General features: G+C 75.1%; 17 protein-coding genes. 13 read left to right on the top strand and 4 right to left on the bottom strand.

The features are described from left to right. Nucleotides 1–9: 9 nt before the first annotated feature. A complete protein-coding gene (locus O7599_RS10240) occupies nt 10–810 on the bottom strand; it encodes an alpha/beta hydrolase (RefSeq protein WP_281621816.1) in 801 nt (266 codons plus the stop codon). Between the two features lie 103 nt (nt 811–913). Here O7599_RS10240 and O7599_RS10235 point away from each other — a divergent pair, with 103 nt between their 5' ends. The 13 genes from O7599_RS10235 to O7599_RS10175 all read left to right on the top strand — a co-directional run bounded on the left by O7599_RS10235 (nt 914) and on the right by O7599_RS10175 (nt 18,832). Beyond that, nucleotides 914–1,450, top strand: a complete 537-nt coding sequence (locus O7599_RS10235; RefSeq protein ID WP_281621815.1) for a TIGR00730 family Rossman fold protein — start codon at nt 914–916, stop codon at nt 1,448–1,450. A 12-nt stretch (nt 1,451–1,462) separates the two neighbouring features. Continuing rightward, nucleotides 1,463–2,167, top strand: a complete 705-nt coding sequence (locus O7599_RS10230) for an SDR family oxidoreductase (RefSeq protein ID WP_281621814.1) — start codon at nt 1,463–1,465, stop codon at nt 2,165–2,167. Between the two features lie 31 nt (nt 2,168–2,198). Next, the gene (locus tag O7599_RS10225) at nt 2,199–3,257 is read left to right on the top strand and encodes a methionine synthase (RefSeq protein WP_281621813.1); all 1,059 of its coding nucleotides are present in this window, start codon (nt 2,199–2,201) and stop codon (nt 3,255–3,257) included. Nucleotides 3,258–3,272: 15 nt separating this feature from the next. Further along, a complete protein-coding gene (gene ligA, locus O7599_RS10220) occupies nt 3,273–5,432 on the top strand; it encodes an NAD-dependent DNA ligase LigA (RefSeq protein ID WP_281621812.1) in 2,160 nt (719 codons plus the stop codon). A gap of 151 nt (nt 5,433–5,583) precedes the next feature. Further along, the gene (locus O7599_RS10215; RefSeq protein ID WP_281621811.1) at nt 5,584–7,743 is read left to right on the top strand and encodes a bifunctional diguanylate cyclase/phosphodiesterase; all 2,160 of its coding nucleotides are present in this window, start codon (nt 5,584–5,586) and stop codon (nt 7,741–7,743) included. Between the two features lie 195 nt (nt 7,744–7,938). Beyond that, complete coding sequence (gatC, locus tag O7599_RS10210; RefSeq protein WP_281621810.1) at nt 7,939–8,235, top strand: Asp-tRNA(Asn)/Glu-tRNA(Gln) amidotransferase subunit GatC; 297 nt, start codon at nt 7,939–7,941, stop codon at nt 8,233–8,235. A gap of 2 nt (nt 8,236–8,237) precedes the next feature. Continuing rightward, on the top strand, nt 8,238–9,740 hold the full coding sequence (gene gatA / locus O7599_RS10205) for an Asp-tRNA(Asn)/Glu-tRNA(Gln) amidotransferase subunit GatA (protein WP_281621809.1): 1,503 nt from the start codon (nt 8,238–8,240) through the stop codon (nt 9,738–9,740). Then, nucleotides 9,737–9,976, top strand: coding sequence for a hypothetical protein (locus O7599_RS10200; RefSeq protein ID WP_281621808.1), 240 nt, complete (start codon nt 9,737–9,739; stop codon nt 9,974–9,976). Before gatA ends, O7599_RS10200 begins: the two co-directional genes overlap by 4 nt. 37 nt (nt 9,977–10,013) lie before the next feature. Further along, the gene (gene gatB, locus O7599_RS10195) at nt 10,014–11,507 is read left to right on the top strand and encodes an Asp-tRNA(Asn)/Glu-tRNA(Gln) amidotransferase subunit GatB (RefSeq protein WP_281621807.1); all 1,494 of its coding nucleotides are present in this window, start codon (nt 10,014–10,016) and stop codon (nt 11,505–11,507) included. Nucleotides 11,508–11,631: 124 nt separating this feature from the next. Next, nucleotides 11,632–13,902, top strand: a complete 2,271-nt coding sequence (locus tag O7599_RS10190; protein WP_281621806.1) for an MMPL family transporter — start codon at nt 11,632–11,634, stop codon at nt 13,900–13,902. Nucleotides 13,903–13,937: 35 nt separating this feature from the next. After that, the gene (locus tag O7599_RS10185; RefSeq protein ID WP_281621805.1) at nt 13,938–14,537 is read left to right on the top strand and encodes a hypothetical protein; all 600 of its coding nucleotides are present in this window, start codon (nt 13,938–13,940) and stop codon (nt 14,535–14,537) included. A gap of 34 nt (nt 14,538–14,571) precedes the next feature. Further along, nucleotides 14,572–17,607 (top strand): helix-turn-helix transcriptional regulator, encoded by a 3,036-nt coding sequence (locus O7599_RS10180; protein WP_281621804.1) that lies wholly within the window; start codon nt 14,572–14,574, stop codon nt 17,605–17,607. A gap of 373 nt (nt 17,608–17,980) precedes the next feature. Continuing rightward, nucleotides 17,981–18,832, top strand: coding sequence for a CPBP family intramembrane glutamic endopeptidase (locus tag O7599_RS10175; protein WP_281621803.1), 852 nt, complete (start codon nt 17,981–17,983; stop codon nt 18,830–18,832). Between the two features lie 214 nt (nt 18,833–19,046). On the opposite strand, the gene O7599_RS10170 is transcribed toward O7599_RS10175, so the two are convergent. From O7599_RS10170 to O7599_RS10160, 3 genes are all read right to left on the bottom strand, one after another. Beyond that, nucleotides 19,047–22,064, bottom strand: coding sequence for a helix-turn-helix transcriptional regulator (locus O7599_RS10170; protein WP_281623334.1), 3,018 nt, complete (start codon nt 22,062–22,064; stop codon nt 19,047–19,049). Nucleotides 22,065–22,292: 228 nt separating this feature from the next. Then, entirely contained in the window at nt 22,293–22,448 is a 156-nt protein-coding gene (locus tag O7599_RS10165; RefSeq protein ID WP_281621802.1) for a hypothetical protein, read from the bottom strand. A 223-nt stretch (nt 22,449–22,671) separates the two neighbouring features. Beyond that, on the bottom strand, nt 22,672–25,725 hold the full coding sequence (locus tag O7599_RS10160) for an AAA family ATPase (RefSeq protein WP_348652599.1): 3,054 nt from the start codon (nt 25,723–25,725) through the stop codon (nt 22,672–22,674). Between the last annotated feature and the right edge of the window lie 2 nt (nt 25,726–25,727).

The raw sequence follows: 25,727 nt of genomic DNA, 5'->3' as shown, positions 1-25,727 counted from the left end.
TACGGTCGGCTACGCGGCGAAGAACTCCCGCAGCGCCGGCGCCACCGCCTCCGGCGCCACCTCGTGCGTCTGTCCCTCCAGCAGCGAGAAGCGGCCGTCGCGCACCGTGTCCGCCACCCTGCGCGCGGCGTCCTGGATCCACTCCCAGCTCGCCCCGCCGGCCAGCGCGAGGACCGGCACGGCCACGCCCGCCAGCCGCCCGGTCGGCACCCGGCCGTCGCCGAGCACGTCGTAGTCGTACGCGAGGGTGGGCGCCAGCGCCGTGAAGTCCGCCCACATGGGCATGGCCCGCATCTCCCGGAGCGTCTCCGGCGGCGCGCCCACCCCGCCGACGAAGTGCGCCACCGCGCCGTCCCGGTCGCCGGCGGCGAGCAGCTCGTGCAGCCTGGCGACTCCCGCGGAGTGCTCGGCGTCGTCGCTGTCGTCGGGCCGGAACGGCGGCTCGTAGACCGCCAGGCGGGTGATCGGCAGCCCGGCCGCCGCCGCGCGCAGCGCCAGCGCCGCGCCGGAGGACATGCCGTACACCGCCGCGCTGCCGCCGACCGCGCCGATCACCGCGGCCAGGTCCTCCAGCTCGCGCTCCGCGACGCCCGTCGGAGGGATGACGCCGGCGGTGGCGTCGCCGCTGCCGCCCCGGCCGCGGCGGTCGTAGAGCACGGCGGTGGCGCGGCCGGCGAGCAGCTCCGCCAGCGGCGCGTCGACCGCGCGGGCGCACAGGGCGCCCTGGACCAGCACGACGGGCGGGCCTTCGCCCAGCGTCTCGTACGCGACGGGGGTGCCGTCTGCGGAGGTGGCGGTGTGCTGCGTCATGCGTACTCCTCGTGCGTCGGGGGCCGCTGCCCAGGGGTAGGACCGGCCGCGAGTCCGAAACTCATCGGTCCGAGTGTCGTGGCCCGCGCGTACGGTTTCCCGCATGAACATCTGCGTCTTCCTCTCCGCCGCCGACCTGGACGAGCGCTACACGGGTCCCGCCCGCCGCTTCGCCGAGCTGCTGGGCAAGCGGGGGCACACCCTGGTGTGGGGCGGATCCGACGTGGGGCTGATGAAAGTGGTCGCCGACGGGGTGCAGGAGCACGGCGGGCGGCTCGTCGGGGTCTCGGTGACGTTCCTGGCGGACAAGGCGCGCGCCGGGGCCGACGAGATGGTGATCGCCCGGGACCTGGCGGAGCGCAAGGCGGAGCTGCTCGGCCGCTCCGACGCCGTGGTGATCCTGGTCGGCGGCACCGGCACGCTGGACGAGGCCACGGAGATCCTGGAGCTGAAGAAGCACGGGCTGCACGCCAAGCCGGTGGTGCTGCTCAACAGCGCGGGGTACTACGACGGGCTGCGGGAGCAGTTCCGGCGGATGGAGGCGGAGGGGTTCCTGCCGCTGCCGCTGACGGACCTGATGTTCTTCGCGGACGACCCGGAGGCCGCCATGACGTATCTGGAGACCTTTCCGGTGCCCTGACAGGATGGCCCCATGAGCGACTCCACCACCACCTACCTGATCACGGGTGCCGGTTCCGGCATCGGCGACGCGCTGGCGCGGCGGCTGGCCGCGCGCGGGTCCGCCGGGCTCTGGTTCCTCGTCCGCAGCGAGGCCCGCGCCGCGGAGCTGGGCGGGCGGTTCCCCGGGGCGCGCGCCGTGGTGGCCGACCTCGGCGAGCCGGAGAGCCTGGCCGCCGCGCTGGCCGAACAGGAGCTGCCGGCCCGGCTCGACGCGCTGGTGCACTCCGCGGGCGTGGTGGAGCTGGGCCCGGTCGCGGAGACCGACCCGAAGGTCTGGGCCGAGACGATGGCGGTCAACCTCGTCGGGCCCGCGGAGCTGACCCGGCTGCTGCTGCCGCGGCTGCGGGCGGCGCGCGGGCACGTCGTCTTCGTCAACTCCGGCGCCGGGCTGAGCGCGGGGCGCGGCTGGGGTGCGTACGGCGCGAGCAAGCACGGCCTGAAGGCGCTGGCCGACGCGCTGCGCGCGGAGGAGGCCGGCGGCGGCGTGCGGGTGACCACGGTCTACCCGGGCCGCACCGCCACGCCGATGCAGGCCAAGGTGCACCGCCAGGAGGGCAGGGAGTACGAGCCGGGGCGCTGGATCGACCCCGAGTCGGTGGCGACGACCCTGCTGACGGCCCTGGACCTGCCGCGCGACGCCCAGCTCACCGACGTCTCCGTACGCCCCGGGCCGTAGGGCCGCGGGTCCTTCGGCATACCCTCACCTCGTGACTGAGACTGCGACGCGCCCCTGGGGTGCCGGTGCCGCCACCGGTGTGGGGTCCATGCCCGGCGGCGACGCGCGGGAGACCGCGCGCACCGTGACCGGCGAGGTCGGCGACTTCCCGTTCCTGCCCGAGCTGCCCGCGCGCGGGCCCGGCGCCGACATGGTCGGCCGCAGCGCCGGGATGCTCGTCGACGTCTACGCGCACCTGCAGCCCAGCGGCTGGCGGATCGCCGACCGGCCGGGGATGGACACCCGCAGGGCGCGCGCCTGGCTGGGCGAGGATCTGGACGCGCTGGAGGAGTTCACCCAGGGCTACGCCGGCCCGCTGAAGGTCCAGGCCACCGGGCCGTGGACGCTGGCCGCCGCGCTGGAGCTGAAGGGCGGCGAGGCGGCGCTGCGGGACCCCGGCGCCTGCCGCGACCTGGCCGCCTCGCTCGCCGAGGGGCTGCGCGTGCACCTGGCCGAGGTACGCCGCCGGGTGCCCGGCGCCGAGGTGGTGCTGCAGCTCGACGAGCCGTCGGTCACCGCCGTGCTCACCGGCCGGGTCGCCACCGCCAGCGGCTACCGCACCTACCGGGCCGTGGACCGCGCCGTGGTCGAGGGCACGCTGCGCGACGTGATCGACACCGCCGGCGCCACCGGACCCGCCGGCACCCCGGTCGTCGTGCACTCCTGCGCCCCGGACGTGCCCTTCGCGCTGCTGCGCCGCGCGGGCGCCGCGGCCGTGTCGTACGACGCGGCGCTGCTGACCGAACGCCAGGACGAGTCTGTGGGCGAGGCCGTGGAGGCCGGGCTCGGGCTCTTCGCGGGCGTCGTGCCGGCGACGCCGAACGCGTCCGCGGGCACGCCCGCCGGTGCGGGTCCGATGTCAGACCCTGCAGGTAGCGTCGGGGGTGTCAGGACGTTGTGGCGCAGGCTGGGGCTGTCGCCGCAGGCGCTCGCCGGCAGTGTGGTGATCACTCCGGCGTGCGGCCTCGCGGGCGCCGGCCCCGAGTACGCCCGCCGGGCCCTCGCCCACTGCGTCCGTGCCGCGGGGTCCCTCGCCCGGGACCCGGAGTGACAACGGGAGGCCGGTGTGGGTACGGACAGCGAGGCGCGTGAGCGGCATCGGCTGCTGGCCGAGCAGATCGAGGAGCACCGCTTCAGGTACTACGTGACGACGCCCGTCATCAGCGACGCCGACTTCGACAAGCTGATGCGGCAGTTGGAGGCGCTGGAGGAGGAGCACCCCGAGCTGCGCACGCCCGACTCGCCGACCCAGAAGGTCGCCGGGGCGTACGAGACGGAGTTCACCTCCGTGCAGCACCTGGAGCGGATGCTCTCCCTGGACAACGCGTTCACGGACGAGGAGCTGGACACCTGGGCCGACCGGATGGCCAGGGAACTCGACCCCCAGCCGTACCACCTGCTGTGCGAGCTGAAGGTCGACGGCCTCGCGGTCAACCTGACGTACGAGCACGGCCGGCTGGTCCGCGGCGCCACCCGCGGCGACGGCCGCGCCGGCGAGGACATCACGCCGAACATCCGCACCATCGGCGAGATCCCCCACCGCCTGGCGGGGGAGAACGTCCCGGATCTCGTCGAGATCCGCGGCGAGGTGTACTTCACGCTCTCGGAGTTCCAGCGGCTCAACGCGGACCTGGTGGCCGAGGGCAAGCCCCCCTTCGCCAACCCGCGCAACTCCGCCGCCGGCTCGCTGCGCCAGAAGAACCCCCAGATCAGCGCCTCCCGCCCGCTGCACATGGTGGTCCACGGCATCGGCCGGCTCGACGGCGTCCGCTTCGACCGGCTCTCCGGGGCGTACGAGCTGCTCAAGGAGTGGGGCCTGCCCACCTCGCCGTACACCCGGGTGGTCGACGGCATCGACGGCGTGCGGGCCTTCGTCGCGAGCTACGCGGACCGCCGCCACGACGTGGCGTACGAGTTCGACGGCGTCGTCGTCAAGCTCGACGAGATCGCCCTGCAGGGCCGCCTCGGCTCCACGTCCCGCGCGCCGCGCTGGGCCATCGCGTGGAAGTTCCCGCCGGAGGAGGTCAACACCAAGCTGGTCGACATCCGCGTCGGCGTCGGGCGCACCGGGCGCGTCACGCCGTACGCGGTGGTCGAGCCGGTGACGGTGGCCGGCTCCGAGGTCGAGTTCGCCACGCTGCACAACCAGGACGTGGTCAGGGCCAAGGGCGTCCTCATCGGCGACACGGTCGCGCTGCGCAAGGCGGGCGACGTGATCCCCGAGATCATGGGCCCGCTGACCGACCTCAGGGACGGCAGCGAGCGGGAGTTCGTGATGCCCGCGGAGTGCCCCGAGTGCGGCACGCCGCTCAAGCCCATGAAGGAGGGCGACGTCGACCTGCGCTGCCCCAACGCCCGGTCCTGCCCGGCCCAGCTTCGCGAGCGGCTGTTCTATCTCGCCGGCCGCCGCTGCCTGGACATCGAGAACTTCGGGTACGTCGCCGCGACCGCGCTCACCCAGCCGCTGGAGCCGGCGGAGCCGCCGCTGAAGGACGAGGGCGGCCTGTTCGACCTGAAGGTCGAGGACCTGCTGCCCATCAAGTCGTACGTCCTGGACCAGGACACCGGTCTGCCCAAGCGCGACCCGGAGACGGGCGAGGAGAAGGTCGTCACCTTCTTCGCCAACAAGGAAGGCAACCCGAAGAAGAACACCGAGCTGATGCTCGATCACATCCGGGCGGCCAGGGACCGGCCGCTGGCCCGGGTCATCGCCGGGCTGTCCATCCGGCACGTCGGACCGGTCGCCGCGGAGGCGCTGGCCCGCGAGTTCCGCTCGATCGAGCGCATCATGGCGGCGAGCGAGGAGGAGCTGGCCGCGGCCGAGGGCGTCGGACCGACCATCGCCGCGTCGCTGACGCAGTGGTTCGCCGAGGACTGGCACCGCGAGATCGTCGAGCGGTGGCGCGCGGCGGGCGTGCGGATGGAGGAGGAGGCGGACGAGTCCGAAGGTTCACGCCCGCTGGAGGGTCTGACCGTCGTCGTCACGGGAACACTTCAGTCGCACACCCGAGACGGCGCGAAGGAGGCACTGCAGACCCGCGGGGCGAAGGTGACGGGTTCGGTCTCGAAGAAGACCGACTTCGTCGTCTCCGGCGACAACCCCGGGTCCAAGTACGACAAGGCCGTGCAGTTGAAGGTCCCGGTCCTCGACGACGCGGGCTTCGCCGTCCTCCTTGAGCAGGGTCCCGACGTCGCCCGCGAGGCCGCGGTGACACCGCCCGAGTAGCCGTCGCGGCCCGGCCTGTTCGAGTGCTGACCGAAACCCGGCGAGTCGGGGGTAATCGGGCGACCGCAGCCGATCGCCGCCCCAGACCGCCTTTCGCGGCCTAGTGTGGATGGGCGCGCCGACGCGCGCCCCAGGCGGTGAGAGGGACGGGATGCGACCGACGGAGAGCACGGAACCGGCGCCGGTGCTGCGCCGGTTGGTGCTGCCCGCCCTGCCGTGGCTGGTGCAGGCCGTCGGCGGCCTGGTGTTCGTCGTCGGCGTGCTGCACGGGCTGCGGGAGGGCTACGCGCTCTTTCCCCGCGGCACCGCGGGCTGGGGCCTGATCGTCCTGACGGCCGCCCTCATCGCCCATCTGGTCGCACCCGGCCGCGACCGCTGGTCCGGCGGCAACGGCTCGGCCGCCGCGCTCACCCTGGCCGTGCTCCTGCTCTACGGCTGGATCCCGGCCGCCGTCATCAGCCTGCTGGTCATCCTCGCTGTCGCCGCCGTGCGCCGGCCGCACCGCCGCCCGGCGCCGCTGCACGGGGCCGTCGAGATCCTCGGCATCTCGGCGGCCGCCGTCGTGCTGTGGACCTGCGGCGAGCACCCGACGGTCGAGCGGCCCTGGCAGCCCGGCTCCTGGGACCTGTACGCGCTGCCCGAGCTGATCGCCGCCGCGCTGTCGTACACCCTGGTCACCCGTGTGCTCACCTGGTACGCGGCCCCCGGCCACCGCGAAGGCCCGGGCCTGCTCGCCCGCGCCGCGCTGACCCGCCAGGGCCTGGGCGGCGCGGCGCTGCTCGGCATCGCGCCGCTCATCATCGTCGTCGCCGTGAACACGCCCGTGCTGCTGCCGCTGTTCGCCGTGCCGCTCATCGCGCTCGACTCCAGCCTGTGGATGGCTCGCGCCCGCGTCGAGGAGCAGTTGCGCGACCCGCTGACCGGGCTGCCCAACCGCCAGTGGCTGCTGGAGCGGACCCGGCACGCCCTCGGCGAGGCCGAGAGCACCGGCCGCCGCGCCGCCCTCATCCTCATCGACCTCGACCGCTTCCGCGCCGTCAACGACACCCTCGGCCACCGCGCCGGCGACCGGCTGCTGCTCCAACTCGCCGGCCGGCTACGGCTCGCGCTGCCCCGCGGCGCGGAGGCCGCCCGCCTCGGCGGCGACGAGTTCGCCGTGCTCATCCCGCTGACGGACTCCGCCACCAGCGCCCAGCGGGTGGCCCGTACGCTCGTCGCCGCCCTCGGCTCCCCGCTCGACCTCGACGGGATGAGCCTGGTGCTGGAGGCCAGCGCCGGCGTCGCCGTCTACCCCGAGCACGCCGCCGAGACCGAGGGCCTGCTCCAGCGCGCCGACGTGGCGATGTACCAGGCCAAGCGGGACCGCAGCGGCGTGGAGGTCTACGAGGCCCGCCGCGACGGCAACACCCCCGACCGGCTCGGCCTGCTGGGCGACCTGCGCCGGGCGCTGCAGGCCCACGAGGTGGCCCTGCACTACCAGCCGAAGGTCGGCTTCGACGGCCGCGTCGTCGGCCTGGAGGCCCTGGTCCGCTGGGCGCACCCGGAGCGCGGGCACGTCAGCCCGGAGGAGTTCATCGCCATCGCCGAGACCTCGGGCCTGATGCCGGTGCTCACGGAGTACGTCCTGGAGACCGCGCTCGCCCAGGTGGCCGACTGGCGCGCCGCCGGCCTCCAGGTCCCCGTCGCCGTCAACGTCTCGCCGCGCGACGTGCACACGCCGGGGTTCGCCGGCGCCGTCGCCGCGCGCCTCGCCCGGCACGGCGTGCCGCCCGGCGCGCTGCAACTGGAGATAACGGAACACGTGCTGCTGGAGGACCCGCAGCGCGCCGCCGACACCCTCGCCGGGCTCACCGGGCACGGCGTGAAGATGTCGCTCGACGACTTCGGCACCGGCTACTCCTCGCTCGTCCACCTGCGCCGGCTGCCGGTCAGCGAGCTGAAGATCGACCGCTCGTTCGTGGCCCGGCTCGCCGTCGACCCGGAGGACCTGGAGATCGTCCGCTGCACCGTCGACCTCGCGCACTCCCTCGGGCTGCGCGTCGTCGCCGAGGGCGTCGAGGACGACGAGACCTGGGAGCACCTGCGGGACCTCGGCTGCGACGCCGTGCAGGGCTGGCTCGTCGCCGCCGCCATGCCGCCGCAGGAGACCACGGCGTGGCTGCGCGCCCGCGGGCCGGGACCCGGCGGCGTGAAGGCGCTGCCGCCCGCTCCGGACGCCGCGCGCGAGCCGGCCGACGAGCCGGCCGCGGCCGCGGCCGGGGCCGCGCAGCAGCCGGACGAGGCGGAGGAGCCGGTGAAACCGGCGAAGTGACCCGCGGCCGGGGCGCGGTGGCGCGCCGGAGCGCGCGCAGCCTCCCGTACGGGCCGGGGCGACGTGCGGGACGGCAGTGCGGACGGCCGTGCGGGCGGCCGTAACCGCCCCGCCGGGAAACCCGGTCGGGCACACGGCCCCGCGCCCCATAGGATTGCCCCGAAACCGTCACACCACCCTGTGAGGATGACCCGCATGCCTGGCATCACGCGCGAGGAGGTCGCCCACCTCGCGAAGCTGGCGCGCCTGGAGCTGAGCGGTGAGGAGCTGGACCACTTCGCCGGCCAGCTCGACGCCATCATCGGCGCGGTCGCCCGCGTCGCGGACGTGGCCGGCGAGGACGTACCGCCGACCTCCCACCCGCTGCCCCTGACGAACGTCATGCGCCCGGACACCGTCCGGCCGAGCCTGACCGCGCAGCAGGCGCTCTCCGGCGCGCCCGCCCAGGAGCAGCAGCGTTTCAAGGTGCCGCAGATCCTGGGGGAGGAGTGACCGTGGCGGACGGCTCGGGAATCATCAGGCAGACGGCGGCCGAGACCGCCGCGCAGATCGCCGCCGGCGACGTCACCGCCGTCGAGGTGGCCGAGGCCCATCTCGCCCGCATCGACGCCGTGGACGAGAAGGTGCACGCCTTCCTGCACGTCGACCGCGAGGGCGCGCTCGCCCGCGCGCGGGCCGTGGACGCCAAGCGCGACCGCGGCGAGAAGCTGGGCCCGCTGGCCGGCGTGCCGCTGGCGCTCAAGGACATCTTCACCACCGAGGGCGTGCCCACCACCGCCGGGTCCAAGATGCTCCAGGGCTGGATCCCGCCGTACGACGCGACGGTGACCCGGCGGCTGAAGGAAGCCGACGTCGTCATCCTCGGCAAGACCAACATGGACGAGTTCGCCATGGGCTCCTCCACCGAGAACAGCGCCTACGGCCACACCGGCAACCCCTGGGACCTCACCCGGATCCCCGGCGGCTCCGGCGGCGGCTCGTCGGCCGCCATCACCGCCCACATGGCGGCCCTGGCCATCGGCACCGACACCGGCGGCTCCATCCGCCAGCCCGCGTCCGTGACCGGCACCGTCGGCGTCAAGCCGACCTACGGCGGCGTCTCCCGGTACGGGATGATCGCGTTCTCCTCCAGCCTGGACCAGGGCGGCCCGTGCGCCCGCACCGTGCTGGACGCGGCGCTGCTGCACGAGGTGCTCGCCGGCCACGACCCGATGGACTCCACCTCCATCGACGCCCCCGTCCCGCCCGTCGTCGAGGCCGCGCGGAACGGCTCGGTGGCCGGGATGCGCGTCGGCGTGGTCAAGGAGTTCCGCGGCGAGGGCTACCAGCCGGGCGTCATACAGCGCTTCGACGAGGCCGTCGAGCTGCTGCGCGAGCTGGGCGCCGAGGTGGTGGAGGTGTCCTGCCCGACGTTCGACAAGGCGCTCGCCGCGTACTACCTGATCGCGCCCGCCGAGGTCTCCTCGAACCTCGCCCGCTACGACGGCCTGCGCTACGGCCTGCGCACCGGTGACGACGGCACCCACTCCGCCGAGGAGGTCACCTCGCTGACCCGCGCGGCGGGCTTCGGACCCGAGGTCAAGCGCCGCATCATGCTCGGCACGTACGCGCTCAGCTCCGGCTACTACGACGCCTACTACGGCTCGGCGCAGAAGGTCCGCACCCTCATCACCCGCGACTTCGCGCGCGCCTACGAGCAGGTCGACGTGCTCGTCTCGCCGACCACCCCGACGACCGCGTTCCCGATCGGCGAGCGGGTCGACGACCCGATGGCGATGTACCTCGCCGACCTGTGCACCATCCCGTCCAACCTGGCCGGCAACGCCGCCATGTCGCTGCCCTGCGGCCTCGCGCCGGAGGACGGGCTCCCGGTGGGGCTGCAGATCATCGCCCCCGCCATGGCCGACGACCGGCTCTACAAGGTCGGTGCCGCGGTGGAGGCCGCGTTCACCGACCGGTGGGGCCACCCCCTGCTGGAGGAGGCACCCGCCCTATGAGCAAGTTCGCCAAGGCCAAGGACTTCAAGAAGTCCAAGGCCGGTCTCTACATCTCCCTCGCGTCGTCGCTCTTCGGCGCGGTCGGCATCGCCAAGCAGATGAAGCAGGCCCGCTTCGACGAGGACCGGCTGCGCCAGCTCGACGCCGCGGTGTCCGCCGCCGCCATGGCCACCGGCGTCGCCCTGCTGCTGCGTGAGCTGCGCCGGAAGAACGACGACGACATCCTCGCCGGCTGAGCGGGCCGCGCCGGGGTCGAGAGGCTGGAAGAGAGCTGTGACTGTCACGTACGAGGACGCCCTCGCGACGTACGAGCCGGTGCTGGGCCTGGAGGTCCACGTCGAACTCGGCACCGCGACCAAGATGTTCTGCGGCTGCGCCACCACGCTGGGCGCCGGGCCCAACACCCAGACCTGCCCCGTCTGTCTCGGCCTGCCCGGCGCGCTGCCGGTGGTGAACGAGACGGGCGTGGAGTCCGCGGTCAAGATCGGCCTGGCGCTCAACTGCGAGATCGCCGACTGGTGCCGCTTCGCCCGGAAGAACTACTTCTACCCGGACATGCCGAAGAACTTCCAGACCTCGCAGTACGACGAGCCCATCGCGTACGACGGCTATCTCGACGTCGAGGTCGACGGCGAGGTCTTCCGGGTCGAGATCGAGCGCGCCCACATGGAGGAGGACACCGGCAAGTCCACCCACGTCGGCGGCGCCACCGGCCGGATCCACGGCGCCTCGCACTCGCTGCTGGACTACAACCGGGCCGGCATCCCGCTGATCGAGATCGTCACGAAGCCGATCACCGGCGCCGGCACCAAGGCGCCCGACGTGGCGAAGGCGTACGTGGCCGAGCTGCGGGAGCTGATCAAGGCCCTCGGCGTCTCCGAGGCCCGCATGGAGCAGGGCCAGATGCGCTGCGACGTGAACCTGTCGCTGATGCCCGCCGGCGCCACCGTCTTCGGCACCCGCAGCGAGACGAAGAACGTCAACTCGCTGCGGAGCGTCGAGCGCGCGGTGCGCTCCGAGGTCGTCCGGCACGCCGAAGTCCTCGGTGGCGGCGGCAAGGTCGTCCAGGAGACCCGCCACTTCCACGAGGACACCGGCTCCACCACCTCGGGCCGTACCAAGGAGGAGGCGGAGGACTACCGCTACTTCCCCGAGCCCGACCTCGTCCCCGTCGCGCCCGCCCGCGAGTGGGTGGAGAAGCTGCGCGCCGGGCTGCCGGAGCTGCCGCGGCTGCGCCGCAACCGGCTGCGCGAGGAGTGGGGCGTCTCCCAGCACGACATGCAGTCCATCCTCAACGCCGGCGCCATCGGCCCCATCGTCGCGACCATCGACGCGGGCGCGGACGCCGCGGCGGCGCGCAAGTGGTGGATGGGCGAGCTGGCGCGGCGGGCCAACGAGGACGGCGTCGAGCTGGGCGCGCTGGCGATCACGCCCGAGCAGGTCGCGCGGGTGGCGGCGCTGGTCGCCGAGGGCAAGCTGAACGACAAGCTGGCCCGCCAGGTCATCACCGGCGTCCTCGACGGCGAGGGTGCTCCCGACGAGGTGGTCGACAAGCGCGGTCTGGCCATCGTCAAGGACGAGGGCGCACTCGGCGCCGCGGTCGACGAGGCCATCGCCGCCAACCCGGCCATCGCGGACAAGATCCGCGGCGGCAAGGTGCAGGCCGCCGGGGCGCTGGTCGGTGCGGTCATGAAGGCCACCCGCGGCCAGGCGGACGCGGGCCGGGCGCGTGAGCTGATCATGGAAAAGCTGGGCGTAGCGGAATAATCGTGTGAAGAAGGCCACTGACCGGACAAACGATCTCCCGCGCCTGCCACAGTGGCAGCGCAGGTGCTGGAGTCTTTGAGGGCCGACCTCCCTGAAAGATCGTGAATGTCGCAGGGAGCCGCCCGTGTCCGGTCTCGCCCGGTGGTGTCTACGCCGCCGTCTGGTCGTCGTGCTGCTCTGGCTCGCCGCCTTCGCCGGTGCCGCCGTCGCGGCGTCCCTGCTGGGGCCGGCGTACTCGAACGACTACGACGTCCCCGGCACCGAGTCCGGGCGGGCGCAGGTGCTCATGGCCGAGGCGTTCCCCGGCCTCGACGGCGCGGCGGACACCGTCGTCTGGCACGACGACGACGGGGTGCGCGACGCGCGCACCGCGGAGCGGGTGGACGCGGCGCTGACGGAGATCGCCGGGCTGCCGGGGGTCGCGGAGGTGGCCGGGCCGCAGGGCTCGTACGCCGCCGGTCCCGGCGGCGCCGGAGCCGCCACCGGCCCGGCCACCGGCACGGGCGCCGGCGACGGCGGGGCGGTCAGCGCCGACGGGCGCACGGCGTACGCCACCGTCACGTACGACGCACCCGTGGACGACCTGGCGGCCGGCGACGTCCGCAAGGTCGTCGCCGCCGCCGAGACCGCCGAGACCGCCGAGACCGCGGCGGGCGGCGGTCTGGAGGTCGCCGTGGGCGGCGCCGGGGCCGGGCTGCTGCAGGCGCCGTCCGTGCACTACGGCGAGGCCGTCGGCGTGGCCGTCGCGGCCGTCGTCCTCTTCGTCGCGTTCGGCTCGCTCGCCGCGATGGCGCTGCCGATCGCGACGGCGCTCGTCGGCGTCGGCACGGCGTACTGGTGCGTGAGCCTCCTCGGCCACGCCATGTCCGTCGCCGGCTTCGCGCCCATGCTCGGCATGCTCATCGGCCTCGGCGTCGGCATCGACTACGCCCTGTTCATCGTCACCAGACACCGCCGCGGTCTGCGCGAGGGGCTGCCCGTAGGCGAGGCCGCGCAACGCGCCGTGGCGACGGCCGGGCGGGCCGTGGTCTTCGCCGGCGTCACCGTGTGCATCGCGCTGCTCGGCATGCTCGTGCTGCGGCTGGACTTCCTCGGCGGCGTCGCCGTCGCCGCCTCGCTGACCGTCGTGCTCACCGTCGCCGCCTCCCTCACGCTGCTGCCCGCGCTGCTCGGCGTCATCGGCATGAAGGCGCTCAGCCGCCGCGAGCGGCGCGCGCTCGTCGAGAACGGGCCGCGGCCCGAGGTGCCGCGCGGGTTCGCCGCCCGCTGGGCGGCCCTCGTCCAGCGCCGCCCCCGGCTGCTGGGCGCGCTCGCACTGGTGCTCATGGGCGTCCTCGCGCTGCCCGTCGCCGCGCTCCACCTCGGCAGCTCCGACCAGGGCAACCATCCCGCGAGCGCCACCACCAGGCAGGCGTACGACATGATGGCCGGCGGCTTCGGCCCCGGCAGCAACGGCCCGCTCACGCTCGTCGCCCAGCTCGACGGCGCCGACGACCGGGTGGCCTTCGACGCGCTGCCCGAGACGCTGCGCGGCACGCCGGGCGTCGCCGACGCCACCGCCGCCGTGCACGGGCAGGGCGGCGGCACCGGGATGATCACCGTCACCCCGCAGACCGCGCCGCAGGACGAGGCGACGTCCGACCTGGTGGACCGGCTGCGTACCGACGTGCTGCCCGAGGCCGTCGACGGCACGTCGATGCAGGTGCACGTGGGCGGGATCACGGCCGGCCAGGACGACTTCGCCGAGGTGATCGTCGGCAAGCTGCCGCTCTTCGGCGGGGTCGTGATCGCGCTGGGCTGCCTGCTGCTGCTGGTGGCCTTCCGCAGCGTGGGCGTGCCGCTGAAGGCCGCGCTGATGAACGTGCTGGCGGTGACGTCGTCGTTCGGGGTGGTGGTGGCGGTCTTCCAGTGGGGCTGGGGGAGCGGGCTGCTGGGGCTGGGCGCCACGGGGCCGATCGAGCCGTTCCTGCCGGTGATCATGATTTCCGTGCTCTTCGGGCTCTCGATGGACTACCAGGTCTTCCTGGTCAGCCGGATGTACGAGGAGTGGCGGGCGACCCGGGACAACCGGCGGGCGGTGCGCGTCGGGCTCGCGGAGACCGGCCGGGTGATCAACTGTGCGGCGCTCATCATGATCGCGGTCTTCTCGGCGTTCGCGCTGGGCGGGGACCGGATCATCGCGATGTTCGGGGTGGGGCTGGCCGCGGCGGTGGCGCTGGACGCCTTCGTGCTGCGGACGCTGCTGGTGCCGGCGCTGATGCACCTGCTGGGCCGGGCCAACTGGTGGCTCCCGGGCTGGCTGGAGCGGCGGCTGCCGCGGATCGGCGTCGAAGGGCCCGGGGAGCCGGCGGCGGCCGAGCACATCGGGCTGCCGCAGGCGCCCGCCGTTCGTTAATACTCCTCTCAGACGGGCCGCCTACGGTGCCCGGCATGACCTCACTGTCGAAGACCGACGAGGCGGCGGACGCCGCCGCGACCGACACCGCGCACGACGGCGCCACCGAGACCGACGAGGCTGCCGGGACTGCCGGGACCGAGAGGGCCGACGGGGCCGCCGTCCCCGGCGGGCACGAGGAAGGACCCGACCCGGACGACGAGGAGCCCGGCGACCTGCCCCCCGCCGCCCGGGCCCCCTCCGGGGTGGCCGCCGGCGCCGCGGCCATCGTCGGCGCCGCCCTGGGCCTCGCCTCGCTGACCGGCACCTGGCTGGCCGACCTGGTCTCCGCCCGCCGCGAGCTGATCGGACAGCTCGAATCCGCGGACGGCACCGCCGCCGAGCAGATCTCCGCCGCGTACGGCACCCCCTGGCACACCATCGCCCTGTTCAACGGACTCACCGCGGTCGTCGCCCTGATCGTGTCCGCCTCGGTGCTGATCCGCCCGGCGTTCGGCGACAGCGCCCTGCGGCCCGTGGTGTGGGTACGGGCCGTGGCCGTCGCCGGTCTCGTGCTGGGGGCGCTGGGGCTGGTGATCGCGGCCGTCATGCGCTTCGACGTCTTCACCGACCTGCCCACCGTGCCCGGCGGGTGAGAAAACCGATTCCACGCTGTCAGTGCAGCGTGCGATGCTCGACAACGTGCAGAGCCGATCCATCAGCCCGGTGTTCGCAGGCCGTCGTGACGAGTTGAAGACCCTCGACGCCGCGCTCGCCCGCGCCGCCCTCGGCGAGCCGCAGGTGCTGCTCGTGGGCGGCGAGGCAGGCGTCGGCAAGAGCCGGCTGCTGGACGAGTTCCTGGAGGCCGCGCAGGACGCCGGCGCGGTCACCGCGGTCGGCGGCTGTCTGGAGTTGGGCGCCGACGGCCTGCCGTTCGCGCCGTTCGCCACCGCGCTGCGCATGCTGCACCGCAAGCTGGGCGCCGAGCTCACGGAGCTGGCCGCCGGCCAGGAGCCGGTGCTCGCCCGGCTGCTGCCCGACCTGGGCCCGGTCACCGAGGAGCCGCACGGCCAGGACAGCAGGGCCCGCCTCTTCGAGCTGACGGTCGGCCTGCTGGAGCGCCTGGCCGCCGGCCGCACCGTGGTGCTGGCCCTGGAGGACCTGCACTGGGCGGACCGCTCCACCCGCGAGCTGCTCGGCTATCTCGTCCGGTCGGTCCAGGGCGCCCGCCTCGTGGTCCTCATGACGTACCGCTCGGACGACGTGCACCGCCGCCATCCGCTGCGCCCCTTCCTCGCCGAGCTGGACCGGCTGCGCTCCGTGCAGCGGCTGGAGCTGGCCCGGCTCAGCCTGGAGGAGGTGCGCAGCCAGCTCGCCGGCATCCGCGGCGTGGCCGAGCCCGAGCGCGAGCTGACCGCCGAGGTGTACGCGCGCAGCGAGGGCATCCCCTTCTTCGTCGAGGAGCTGGCCCTCAGCGACGACGCGGGCCGCCTCAGCGACTCTCTGCGCGACCTGCTGCTGGTCCGGGTCGAGGCGCTGCCCGAGGGCGCCCAGCGGGTGGTGCGCCTCGCCGCGCGGAACGCGCGCGTCCCGCACGCCCTGCTCGCCGTCGTCTCCGGCCTGACCGAGGACGAGCTGATCGAGGGCCTGCGCGCCGCCGTCGGGGCGAACGTGCTGGTGCCCGACGAGGAGGGCAGCGTCGACGGCTACCGCTTCCGGCACGCGCTGCTGCGCGAGGCCGTGCTCGACGACCTGCTGCCCGGCGAGCGCACCCGCCTGAGCCGGCGGTACGCGGAGGCCCTGGAGGCCGACCCCACGCTGGTCGCCGCGGAGGAGCGGGCGACCCGGCTGGCGAGCTACTGGTACTTCGCGCGCGACGCCGCCAAGGCCCTGCCCGCCGTGCTCCACGCCGTCCTCGAAACCCGCGCCCGGCACGCCTACGCCGAGCAGCTCAAGCTGCTGGAGCGGGCGCTGGAGCTGTGGGACGAGGTGTCGCCGGAGGAGCGCCGCGGGCTGCCGCCGCAGGGCCCGCTGGAGTCGTATCCGCCCTGCGGCTGCGGCGACCGGCCGGAGGAGATCGAGCTGCACCTGGTCGACCTGCTGGCGCACGCCGCGTTCGCGGCCCGGCTCGACGGCCAGTGGGAGTCGGCGCTGAAGTTCGTGAAGAAGGCGCTCAAGGTCGTCGACGAGTCGGCGGATCCGCTGCGCGCCGCCTGGTTCTGGCTGGAGCGCTCCAAGCTCATCGCGCTGGCCGGCCGCGGCGACGGCCGCGCGGAGCTCACCCGGGCGCACGACCTGGTGCACGACCTGCCGGCCTCCGCCACCCACGCCGACATCCTGGCGCAGGTCGCGATGTGGGAGCTGCTGCACGCCTCCGACCTGGACAGCATGGCCCTCGCCGAGCGGGCCGTCGAGCTGGCCCGGCAGGCGGGCGCCGGGGACGTCGAGCTGGGCGCGCGGATCACGCTGTGCACGCTGCGCTCGGCCAAGGGCGACCCGGACGCCTGGATCGCCGAGCTGTACGAGATCCGGGATCTGGCCGGGCAGCGGGGCGCGTTCCGCCAGATGGGCCGCGCGTGCATCAACCTGTGCGACGCGCTGGAGAAGGCCGGCCGGTCCGCGGAGGCGGTCGAGGCGGGCCTCGCCGGCATGAAGGACATGTACGGCCGCGGGCTGTACGACTCCGCGGCCTTCGCCGCGCTCAACGTCGTGGAGTCGCTGACCTCGCTGGGCGAGTGGGACCGCGCCGAGCAGGTGCGCCAGGAGTGGATGCGGTTCGCGGTCGGCTCCCGCTCCAGCGCGTCCGTGGCGCTGCGGCGGGCGCAGCTCGCGCTGCTGCGCGGGGAGTTCGGGCTCGTGCCGGAGCTGATCGCCGCCGCCCGCCGGTACCGGGGGCGCAACGACGGCGAGCCGCAGTACGAACTGCCGTTCGCCGCCGTCGAGATGAGCGCCCTGCGGACCCTCGACCGGGTGCCGGAGGCGCTCGACGTGCTGGAGCGGCACCTCGTGCTGCTGCCGCTGTCCGGCCAGGAGACGTACGTCTGGCAGTTGCTCGTCGCCGGCGCCCGGCTGGCGGCGGACGTCGCCGGGGCGCCGGGCGCGCCGGAGGCGCGGCGCGCGGAGATCGTGGCGCGGCTGGCGGACGCGGCGTCGAACCTGCCGGCCGAAGGCCCGCTGTGGACCCCGCAGTCCCGCCTCTTCACCGCGGAACTGGCCCGCGCCCGCGGGGTCGTCGACCCGGCCGTGTGGGCGGCGGCTGCCGCGGCGTACGAACCGCTGGGCCACCCGCACACGCTGGCGGACCTCGCGCACCGCCGGGCGGAGGCGCTGCTCGCCGCCGCCCCGGGCGGCGGCGCTGCCGGTGCGGCGGCCCGCGAGGCCGCGACGCCGCTGCTGGCCGAGGCGCACGCGACGGCGGTCCGCCTCGGCGCGACCCCGCTCCGCGAGGCGGTGGAACAACTCGCCGGCCGCGCCCGCGTCCCCCTCGGCCCGGCGTCCCGCCCGCCGGCGGACCCGGTGGAGTCGCTGGGCCTGACGGCCCGGGAGACGGACGTGCTGCGGCGGGTGGCGGCCGGGCGGAGCAACCGCGAGATAGCAGAGGAGTTGTTCATCTCGCCGAAGACGGCGAGCGTGCACGTATCGAACCTGATGGCCAAGCTGGGCGTGTCCAACCGCGGCGAAGCCGCAGCGGTGGCACACCGGCTACGCCTCTTCGAAAGCGCGTAAGCCCGCGGAGCGACCGGCAGATCGCCGAGGAGCACGGGGGTCCGGGGGTGTCCACCGGAAAGACGCAGCATCGCGCCGAAGACGGCGAGCGTGCACGTGTCGAACCTGATGGCGAAGCCGGGTATGTCGAACCGGGGCGAGGCGGCGGCGATGGCGCACCGGCTGCGGCTGTTCGACGACGAGTAGCGCCGGCCCGGCTCCCCGCGCGGTACGCCGGTGTCATGGCCCGGCGCGGTGCCGGGGTTTGCCGGGTTCGGGTCACGCGGTCGCCGGTGGGAGTGCCGCACTCGTACGGTGACCCGCGCCCCGGGCCGCTGCAGGATGGCGTCCCGCGTCGTACGGGCGCGGGCTTCCGCAGAGAGGACCCGTGGCCATGGCCGCTCAGCCCGCCGACCCCGGAGACAGACCGACGCCCGCGGGGGAGGAGTCGCCCGGGTTACCCGGGATGCGGCTGCGCGTGCTCACCGTCTTCGCCGCCGCCGTGCTGCTCTGGCTGTTCGTCTTCTACGGCACCCCCCTCGGCCACGACTACGACCGGCCCACCCACGTCGCCCGCGCCGTCCTCACCGCCGTCCTCGTCGTCCCCGCGGTCGTCCTCGCCCGGCGGCTGCTCGACCGCCGCCCCTGGCGCGGACTCGGGCTGCCCCTCTCCCGTACCGGCGCGCGGCACTTCCTCCTCGGCGCCGCCTGCTGGCTCCTGCCCGCCGCCGCCGGCTTCGCGCTGTGCCTGGCCACCGGCTGGGTGGAGGTCACGCGCACGGAGCCCGTCGCCGAGGCGGCCGGGGTGTGGGCGATGCTGGTGGTGCTGGTCTTCCTCTACGAGGCGCTGCCCGAGGAACTGGTGTTCCGGGGCTACATCCAGCGCAATCTGCTGACCGCGCTGGCCGCCGGCTGGACGGTCGTGATCCAGGCCGTGCTGTTCACGCTCTTCGGCCTGCTCGTCGGGGTCGTCGACTCACCCTTCCGGGCGCTGGTCTTCCTCACCTTCGGGGCGCTCCTCGGCGCCTTCCGCGTCGCGACCGGCGACATCTGGGCCGGCATCGGCTTCCACGTCGCCTACCAGAGCGTCGCTCAGCTCTTCGTCGGCGAGGGCGCGGCCTTCGAGGTGTCCGGGGAGGGCGTCTTCGGCCTGGTCGCGCTCGGCGGCCTGCCGTTCTACGCCGCCTGGACGTACCTGTCCCGGCGGCACCGGGACACGCTCGACTGGTCGGCCACGGCGCCGTAGCGGCGACCCCGGCGCGTACGGCCCGGGGTCAGGCGCTTTCGAAGAGCCGTAGCCGGTGTGCCACGGCTGCGGCTTCGCCGCGGTTGGACACCCCGAGATTGGCCATCAGGTTGGAGACGTGCACGCTCGCCGTCTTCGGCGAGATGCTGCGTCTTTCCGGGGGACACCCCCGGACCCCCGTACTCCTCGGCGATCTGCCGGTCGCTCCGCGGGCCTACGCGCTTTCGAAGAGGCGTAGCCGGTGTGCCACCGCTGCGGCTTCGCCGCGGTTGGACACGCCCAGCTTGGCCATCAGGTTCGATACGTGCACGCTCGCCGTCTTCGGCGAGATGAACAACTCCTCTGCGATCTGCCGGTTGCTCCGGCCCGCGGTGACCAGCCGCAGCACGTCCGTCTCCCGCGCCGTCAGCCCCAGCGCCTCGGCCGGATCCGCCGGCTCCGCCGCCGCCGCGGGGTCTCCGGGCCCGGTGAGCGGGACCCTGGCCCGCGCCGCCAACTGCTCCACGCCGTCCCGCAGCGGCGCCGCGCCCAGCGCCGCCGCCGTCGCGTGCGCCTGCATGAGGAGCCGCGCCGCCGGCTCCCGTACGGCCGCCGCCGCGCCGCCGGCGAGCAGCGCCTCGGCCCACCGGTAGCGCACCCAGCCCAGCTCGTACGGCCGCTCCAGCGGCTCCAGCGCCGAGGCCGCCGACTCCCAGAGCGCCACCTCCGACCGGCCCCGCGCCCGGGCCAGTTCCGCGGTGAAGTACCGCCGCCACGCCGCCCACACCGGCGTCGGCGTGTCCAACTGCCCCGCCGCGCCCTCCAGCAGGTCCAGCAGTTCCTCCCGGCCCTCCGCCGTCCCCGGCAGCCCGCGCGCGTCCCCCTCCGCCGCCGCGGCGGACACCAGGAGCTGCCACAGATACGACTCGTGCCCCAGCTCCGGCAGTTGCGCCAGCCCTTCGGCGAGCGCCGCGCGCGCCTGCGCGTACCGCCCCCGCTCCATCAGGATCCGCGCCTCGATCTGCACCATGCGAAACGCGCCCTGCGGCTCCGCCTGGCTCGCGCCCGCCTCCTTGCGCGCGTCGGCGAGCAGCTCCCCGGCCCGGTCCACGTCGCCCCGGTACAGCGCCAGCCACGCGGCGGCGAGGGCGGCGAACGCGCGGGTACGGGCCTGGGCGCCGTACGACCGCAGCCCGGCCAGCTCCCGCTCGGCGGGTTCCCAGTCGCCGACGGAGATCATCGCGTCGACCATGTTGCAGCCGATGAAGGCGACGGAATCCCGCAGGCCGTGCTCGCGGACCGCGACGAGCCCGGCCCGCGCCGCCTCGATGGCCTCGCGCGAGCGGCCGGTCATCTCCAGCACGGACGCCAGGTTGTTGTGCGCCCGGCCGATCACCGTCGGCGCGCCGAGCCGGTTGGCGGCCTCGCGCAGCTCGTGCAGCTCGGCCAGGCCCCGCTCGACGTCGGCGGCGTGCGTGCGCAGCGTGGCGAGCGTGATCCGCGCGTGCAGTTCGACCTCCTCCGCGCCGACCAGCCGGGCCTGCTCCACCGCGCTCTCGGCCAGCGGAATGCTCGCCGGGTCCGGGCTGTGCAGCATCTTCCACAGCGCGGCCGTCGCCAGCACGTCCGCCTTCACCGGCGACGGCGGGCGGTCCGCCACCAGCTCCTGCGCCCTGCCCAGCTCCGCCCAGCCGTCGCCGCCGCCGCTGCCCACGACCTGCCACTGCCGCTCCAGCCAGAACCACGCCGCGCGCTCCGGCTCCCGCGCCTCGTCCAGCAGCTCCAGCGCCCGGCGGGTCAGCGTGCGCGCCTGCACGTGGGCGTCGTCCAGCCGGGCGGCGACCACGGCCTCGGCGAGCAGGTCGAGGAAGTGCAGGTGCGGCTGGGCGGAGCAGCGGCAGAGCGGATACGACTCGGCGTAGCGCGCGACGGGCAGCTCGCGCCACAGTTCCTCCGGCACCTCGTCCCACAGCTCGATGGCCCGCTCCAGCAGCGCGAGCTGCTCGGCGAACGCGTGCCGCGCGCCGGCCTCCTCGGCCGCCTGCAGCGCCGCGGGCAGCGCCTTGGCGGCGTCGCGGGCGTGGTACCAGTGGCTGGCCAGCCGGGCGGCGCACTCCTCCGGGCGCACCAGCGCGGGGTCGGCCGCCAGCGCCTCGGCGTAGCGCCGGTGCAGCCGGGAGCGCTCACCGGGGAGCAGGTCGTCCCCGGTGGCCTCGCGGAGCAGCGCGTGCCGGAAGCGGTAGCTGTCCGCGCCCGGGCCGTCCGCCGCGGGCAGCAGGATGCCGGCGTCGACCGCGGGCCGCAGGGCTTCGATCAGCTCCTCCTCGCCCTGCCCCGACACGGCGAGCAGCAGCCCGAACTCCACGGTCGAGCCGGCCTCCGCGGCGGTCCGCAGCACCCGCTGCGTCGCCTCCGGCAGGGTCTCCACCCGTACGAGCAGCAGGTCGCGCAGCGACTCCGACAGCGCGGCCGGCGAGCCGCCGCAGTCCAGCAGGGCGGTCAGCTCCTCGACGAAGAACGGGTTGCCGTCCGAACGCTGGAAGATCGTGTCGACCTGGTGGGGGAGCGGTCCGGTGCCCTGGATGGCGGTGATCTGGCCGATGACCTCCTGCCGCGAGAAGCGCGCCAGGTCCACGCGCTCCACCGTGCGCAGCCGCTCCAGCTCGGCGAGGAAGGGGCGCAGCGGGTGGCGGCGGTGGATGTCGTCGGAGCGGTACGTGCCCAGCAGCACGACGCGGGCGCCCTGGAGGGACCGGATGAGATAGCCGAGCAGTTCACGGGTGGAGCGGTCCGACCAGTGCAGGTCCTCCAGCGCCACCACCACCGTCCGCTCGGCGGCCAGCTTCTCCAGCAGCCGGGCGGCGTGCTCGAAGAGCCGTGCCTTGGCGCCGGCGTCGTGCCGGTCCGCGGACTCCTCCGCGCCGCCGGCCCCCGCCAGCTCGGGCAGCAGCCGGGCCAGCTCGGCCTCGCCGCCGCGGGCGGCGTGCCCCAGCTCGTCGCCGAGCGCGCGGTGCAGCGCGCGCAGCGCAGTGGCGAACGGCGCGAACGGCAGCCCCTCGGCGCCCAGTTCCAGGCAGCCGCCCACGGCCACCACGGCGCCGGCCCGCTCGGCGCGGCCGGCGAACTCCTCCAGCAGCCGGGTCTTGCCCACCCCGGCCTCGCCGCCCACCAGCACGGCCTGCGGCACGCCGGCGCCCGCCCGGTCCAGGGCGGCGCCCAGCGAGCGCAGCTCCTCGGCCCGGCCGACGAGCACGGGGCTCACGCACGAGATCGTCACAGTCGAGAGCATCGCACAGCGCTACGACACGAGGGCAGCCCGGCGGCGGCGCGGACCCGGCGAGGGGCGCGGGACCGGCCGGCGGCGCGCGGAAGGAGCGCAGACGGCGAGAGCGCCCTGCCCGCGCTGCGCGGGAGGGCGCTCTCCGGTGCCGGCCCCGTGGGCCGGCGTTCTGGTCGGTGACTGGGTCGCACGTCCGCCACCTCAGGCGGCCTTCACCCAGCGGGCGAGCGCGCGCGCCCGGCGGGCTTCGCGGCGCTGCTCCCGGCGGGCGGCGGCGGCCTCGCGGACGAGGCGGTGCTGCGCGGCCTCGCGCCGCAGGTCGGCGGAGCGGGACTCGTGCATCTGGTACGCGAACATCTCGTTCTCCCTGGCGTTTCGGCTGGTCTCCTGCTGATGTGACTCCAGCTTCCTCGCCCAGGGGGGTCCGCCACATCGGGAGACTTCCGCATCTCTGCGCCCCCACCGCCTTACCCGCGGCCGCTACCGGCCCGTACGCGCCTAAGGCCCCCGCGGATTCGCCGCCGCGGGGGCCTTAGGGGTGCTGACGCGTCCGTATACGCGCTGAGGCGCTGCGGCCGGCCTAGGCGTCCTCGAAGAGGCGCAGGCGGTGTGCCGTGGCCGCCGCCTCGCCGCGGCCCGAGACGCCCAGCTTGGCCATCAGGTTGGAGACGTGCACGCTCGCCGTCTTCGGTGAGATGAACAGTTCCTCGGCGATCTGGCGGTTGCTGCGCCCCGCCGTCACCAGCTTCAGCACCTCCTGCTCCCGCGAGGTGAGCCCCAGCGCCCGCACCGGATCCGCCGGGGCCGGGTGCGGGCCGTCCAGGGGGACGCGGGCGCGGGAGGCGAGGGCCGTGACCGCCGTGCGCAGGGGATTCGCGCCGAGGGTGGCGGCCGTCGTGTGGGCGTCGGCGAGCAGGCTCGCGGCGAGCTCCCGGTCACCGCCGGAGGCGAGCAGCGCCTCCGCCCACCGGTGCCGGACCCGGGCCAGCTCGTACGGCCGGTCCAGCGGCTCGAACGCGGCCGCCGCCGCGGCCCACGGCAGCGGGTCGGGGTCGCCCTCGGCGCGGGCCACCTGGGCGTCGAGGAACAGCGCGTGCGCCGCCCACACCGGCGTCGAGCGGGACAGCCCGGCCGCCGCCGTACGGATCCGCGCCAGCGCCGCTTCGCCGCCCCGGGCGAACGCCGGCACCCGCCGTCCGTCCCCCTCGGTCTCCGCCGCGACGTGCAGCAGCCACACATACCGGTGGACGCCCGGTGTCAGCCCGGCGTCGATGGTGCGGGCGGCCTCCTCGCGGGCGCCGAGCAGGTCGCCGCGTGCCGCCGCGACCGCCGCCGTCAGCGTGCTCAGCGGGATCGCCATCTGCGGCTGCGTCTGCTGCGGCCCCAGCCGCTCCCGAGCCGTGGCGAGCAGCGACTCGGCGCGCGCCACGTCCCCGCGGAACAGCGCGAGCCGGGCACGGACCTGCACCAGGTTGCCGTACGTCACGGCGGCGACGGCGTCCCGTTCCGCCCGGTCGGCGATGCGCTCGGCCTCGTCCCATCGGCCCATCGCCACCAGGGAGTCCATCTGGTTGCCGAGCGAGAACGCGACCTTGTCGCGCCGCCCGCGGCTCGCCGCCGACCGGGCCGCGTCCGCGGCGACCTCCGCCGCCTCCCGGGAGCGGCCCAGGTTCTCCAGGGCGGCGGACAGGTTCAGCTCCGCGCGGGCCGCCGCCGTGTAGTCGCCGCTGCGCCGGGCCTGGTCGCGGGCCTCGCGCAGGATGTCCAGGCCCACCTCCTCCCGGCCGGAGTCCCCCAGGTGGATGCCCAGGATCACCTGGGCGTTCAGCTCCAGGTTCTCCTCGCCGGCCGCGGCCGCGGTCCGTACCGCCAGCTCCGCGGCGGCCAGCCCCTCGGGCAGGCCGGGCCGGTGCAGCATCTCCCAGCTCGCCGCGGCCGTCAGCACCAGCGCCGGCACCCGCGACGGCGGCCGGTCGCGGACGAGGCGGAGCGCCTGGTCGAGTTCGGCGCGGCCGTCGCCGCGCGCCAGGTCCTCCACCAGCCAGTGCCGCTGCACCCAGAACCACGCCGCGCGCATCGGCTCGGCGTCCTCGTCGATGGCCTCCAGCGCGCGCCGGGTGAGCGCCAGCGCCCGCTCCCGCTCGTCCGCCAGCCGGGCGGCGACGGCGGCCTCGGCGAGCAGGTCCAGCTCGGTGAGCGGGGCGTCCCCCGCGCCCGCCACGTCGCCCGTCTCGTAGTCCTCGATCCGGTCCGCGGGCCGCAGCCGGGCGCACACCTCCGCCGGCACGTCGTCCCACACCTCCATCGCCCGCTTGAGCAGCTCGTACTGCTCGGCGAACGCGTGCCGGCAGCGCGCCTCGACCGCCGCCGCCAGCACCGCCGGCAGCGCTCGCGCGCTGTCCCGGCCGTGGTGCCAGTGCCGGGCGATGCGGGTGAGCCGCTGCTCGGCCCGGACGAGCGTGGGGTCGGCCTCCAGCACCTCGGCGTAGCGGCGGTTGAGCCGGGAGCGCTCGCCGGGCAGCAGGTCGTCGCGGACGGCCTCGCGCAGCAGGGCGTGCCGGAAGCGGTACGAGTCGCCGTCCTCGTCGGGTACGAGCACGTTGTCGGCGACGGCCGCGCGCAGCGCCTCCAGCAGCGCGTCCTCGCCCTCGCCGGTGACCGCGGCCAGCAGCGCGTGCTCGGCGTGGCTGCCCGCCTCGGCGGCGACCCGCACCACCCGCTGGGCGGGCTCGGGCAGCCGCTCGACGCGGACGAGCAGCAGGTCGCGCAGCGACTCGCTGATGCTGCAGTCGGGGTTGGCCGACAGCTCCTCGACGAAGAACGGGTTGCCCTCGCTGCGCCGGAAGATGTCGTCGGCGTGGGTGGGCGTGGGCACCTTGCCGTGGATGCCGGCGAGCTGGGCGGCGACCTCGTCGCGGCTGAGCGGGGCCAGCTCGATGCGGCGTACGGAGCGCAGCCGGTCCAGCTCGGCCAGGAACGGGCGCAGGGGGTGGCGGCGGTGGATGTCGTCGGAGCGGTACGTCGCCAGCACCACGAGCCGGGTGGCCTGGAGGGTGCGGAAGAGGTAGGAGAGCAGCTCGCGGGTGGAGCGGTCGGACCAGTGCAGGTCCTCCAGGGCCAGGACGACGGTGCGGTCGGCGGCCAGCCGCTCCAGGCTCAGCGCGGTCAGCTCGAACAGGCGGGTCCGCCCGTCGCGCTCGTGCAGCGGGGCGCCGGTCAGGGGCGCGTACGAGGAGTCGGGCAGCAGCCGGGACAGCTCGTCCTCGCGGCCCGCGACGGCCGCGGCGATCGCGTCGTCGCCCAGCTCCCGCTGCAGGCCCCGCAGCGCGGTGGTGAACGGGGCGAACGGCAGCCCGTCCGCGCCGAGTTCGACGCAGCCGCCGGCCGCGGTCACCGCGCCCGCGGCGCGCGCGGCGGTGAGGAACTCCTCCACCAGCCGCGTCTTGCCGACCCCGGCCTCGCCCGCCACCACGAACGCCTGCGGCTCGCCCGCGGAGGCGCGGGCGAGCGCGGCGTCGAGCGTCTTCAGTTCTTCCGTGCGCCCGGCGAGTACGGGGCTGAGGCGGACGGCTCTCACGCCGCCGAGGATGTCATGCGCCTCGGCCCCGGCGACAGGTGCCGGCGGGGCGGCCATCC

The sequence above is a fragment of the Streptomyces sp. WMMC500 genome (genome assembly GCF_027497195.1).
GTDB lineage: Bacteria > Actinomycetota > Actinomycetes > Streptomycetales > Streptomycetaceae > Streptomyces.
The sequence above is the reverse complement of the archived record's forward strand: the minus strand, read 5'-3'. Positions and strand labels throughout refer to the sequence as shown.

What these genes read in the sequence shown, in the direction of transcription:
- O7599_RS10240 (WP_281621816.1), bottom strand. Translation starts at nt 810, where the DNA reads ATGACGCAGCACACCGCCACCTCCGCAGACGGCACCCCCGTCGCGTAC.
- O7599_RS10235 (WP_281621815.1), top strand. Translation starts at nt 914, where the DNA reads ATGAACATCTGCGTCTTCCTCTCCGCCGCCGACCTGGACGAGCGCTAC.
- O7599_RS10230 (WP_281621814.1), top strand. Translation starts at nt 1,463, where the DNA reads ATGAGCGACTCCACCACCACCTACCTGATCACGGGTGCCGGTTCCGGC.
- O7599_RS10215 (WP_281621811.1), top strand. Translation starts at nt 5,584, where the DNA reads ATGCGACCGACGGAGAGCACGGAACCGGCGCCGGTGCTGCGCCGGTTG.
- gatC (WP_281621810.1), top strand. Translation starts at nt 7,939, where the DNA reads ATGCCTGGCATCACGCGCGAGGAGGTCGCCCACCTCGCGAAGCTGGCG.
- O7599_RS10200 (WP_281621808.1), top strand. Translation starts at nt 9,737, where the DNA reads ATGAGCAAGTTCGCCAAGGCCAAGGACTTCAAGAAGTCCAAGGCCGGT.
- O7599_RS10185 (WP_281621805.1), top strand. Translation starts at nt 13,938, where the DNA reads ATGACCTCACTGTCGAAGACCGACGAGGCGGCGGACGCCGCCGCGACC.
- O7599_RS10180 (WP_281621804.1), top strand. Translation starts at nt 14,572, where the DNA reads ATGCTCGACAACGTGCAGAGCCGATCCATCAGCCCGGTGTTCGCAGGC.
- O7599_RS10175 (WP_281621803.1), top strand. Translation starts at nt 17,981, where the DNA reads ATGGCCGCTCAGCCCGCCGACCCCGGAGACAGACCGACGCCCGCGGGG.
- O7599_RS10165 (WP_281621802.1), bottom strand. Translation starts at nt 22,448, where the DNA reads ATGTTCGCGTACCAGATGCACGAGTCCCGCTCCGCCGACCTGCGGCGC.
- O7599_RS10160 (WP_348652599.1), bottom strand. Translation starts at nt 25,725, where the DNA reads ATGGCCGCCCCGCCGGCACCTGTCGCCGGGGCCGAGGCGCATGACATC.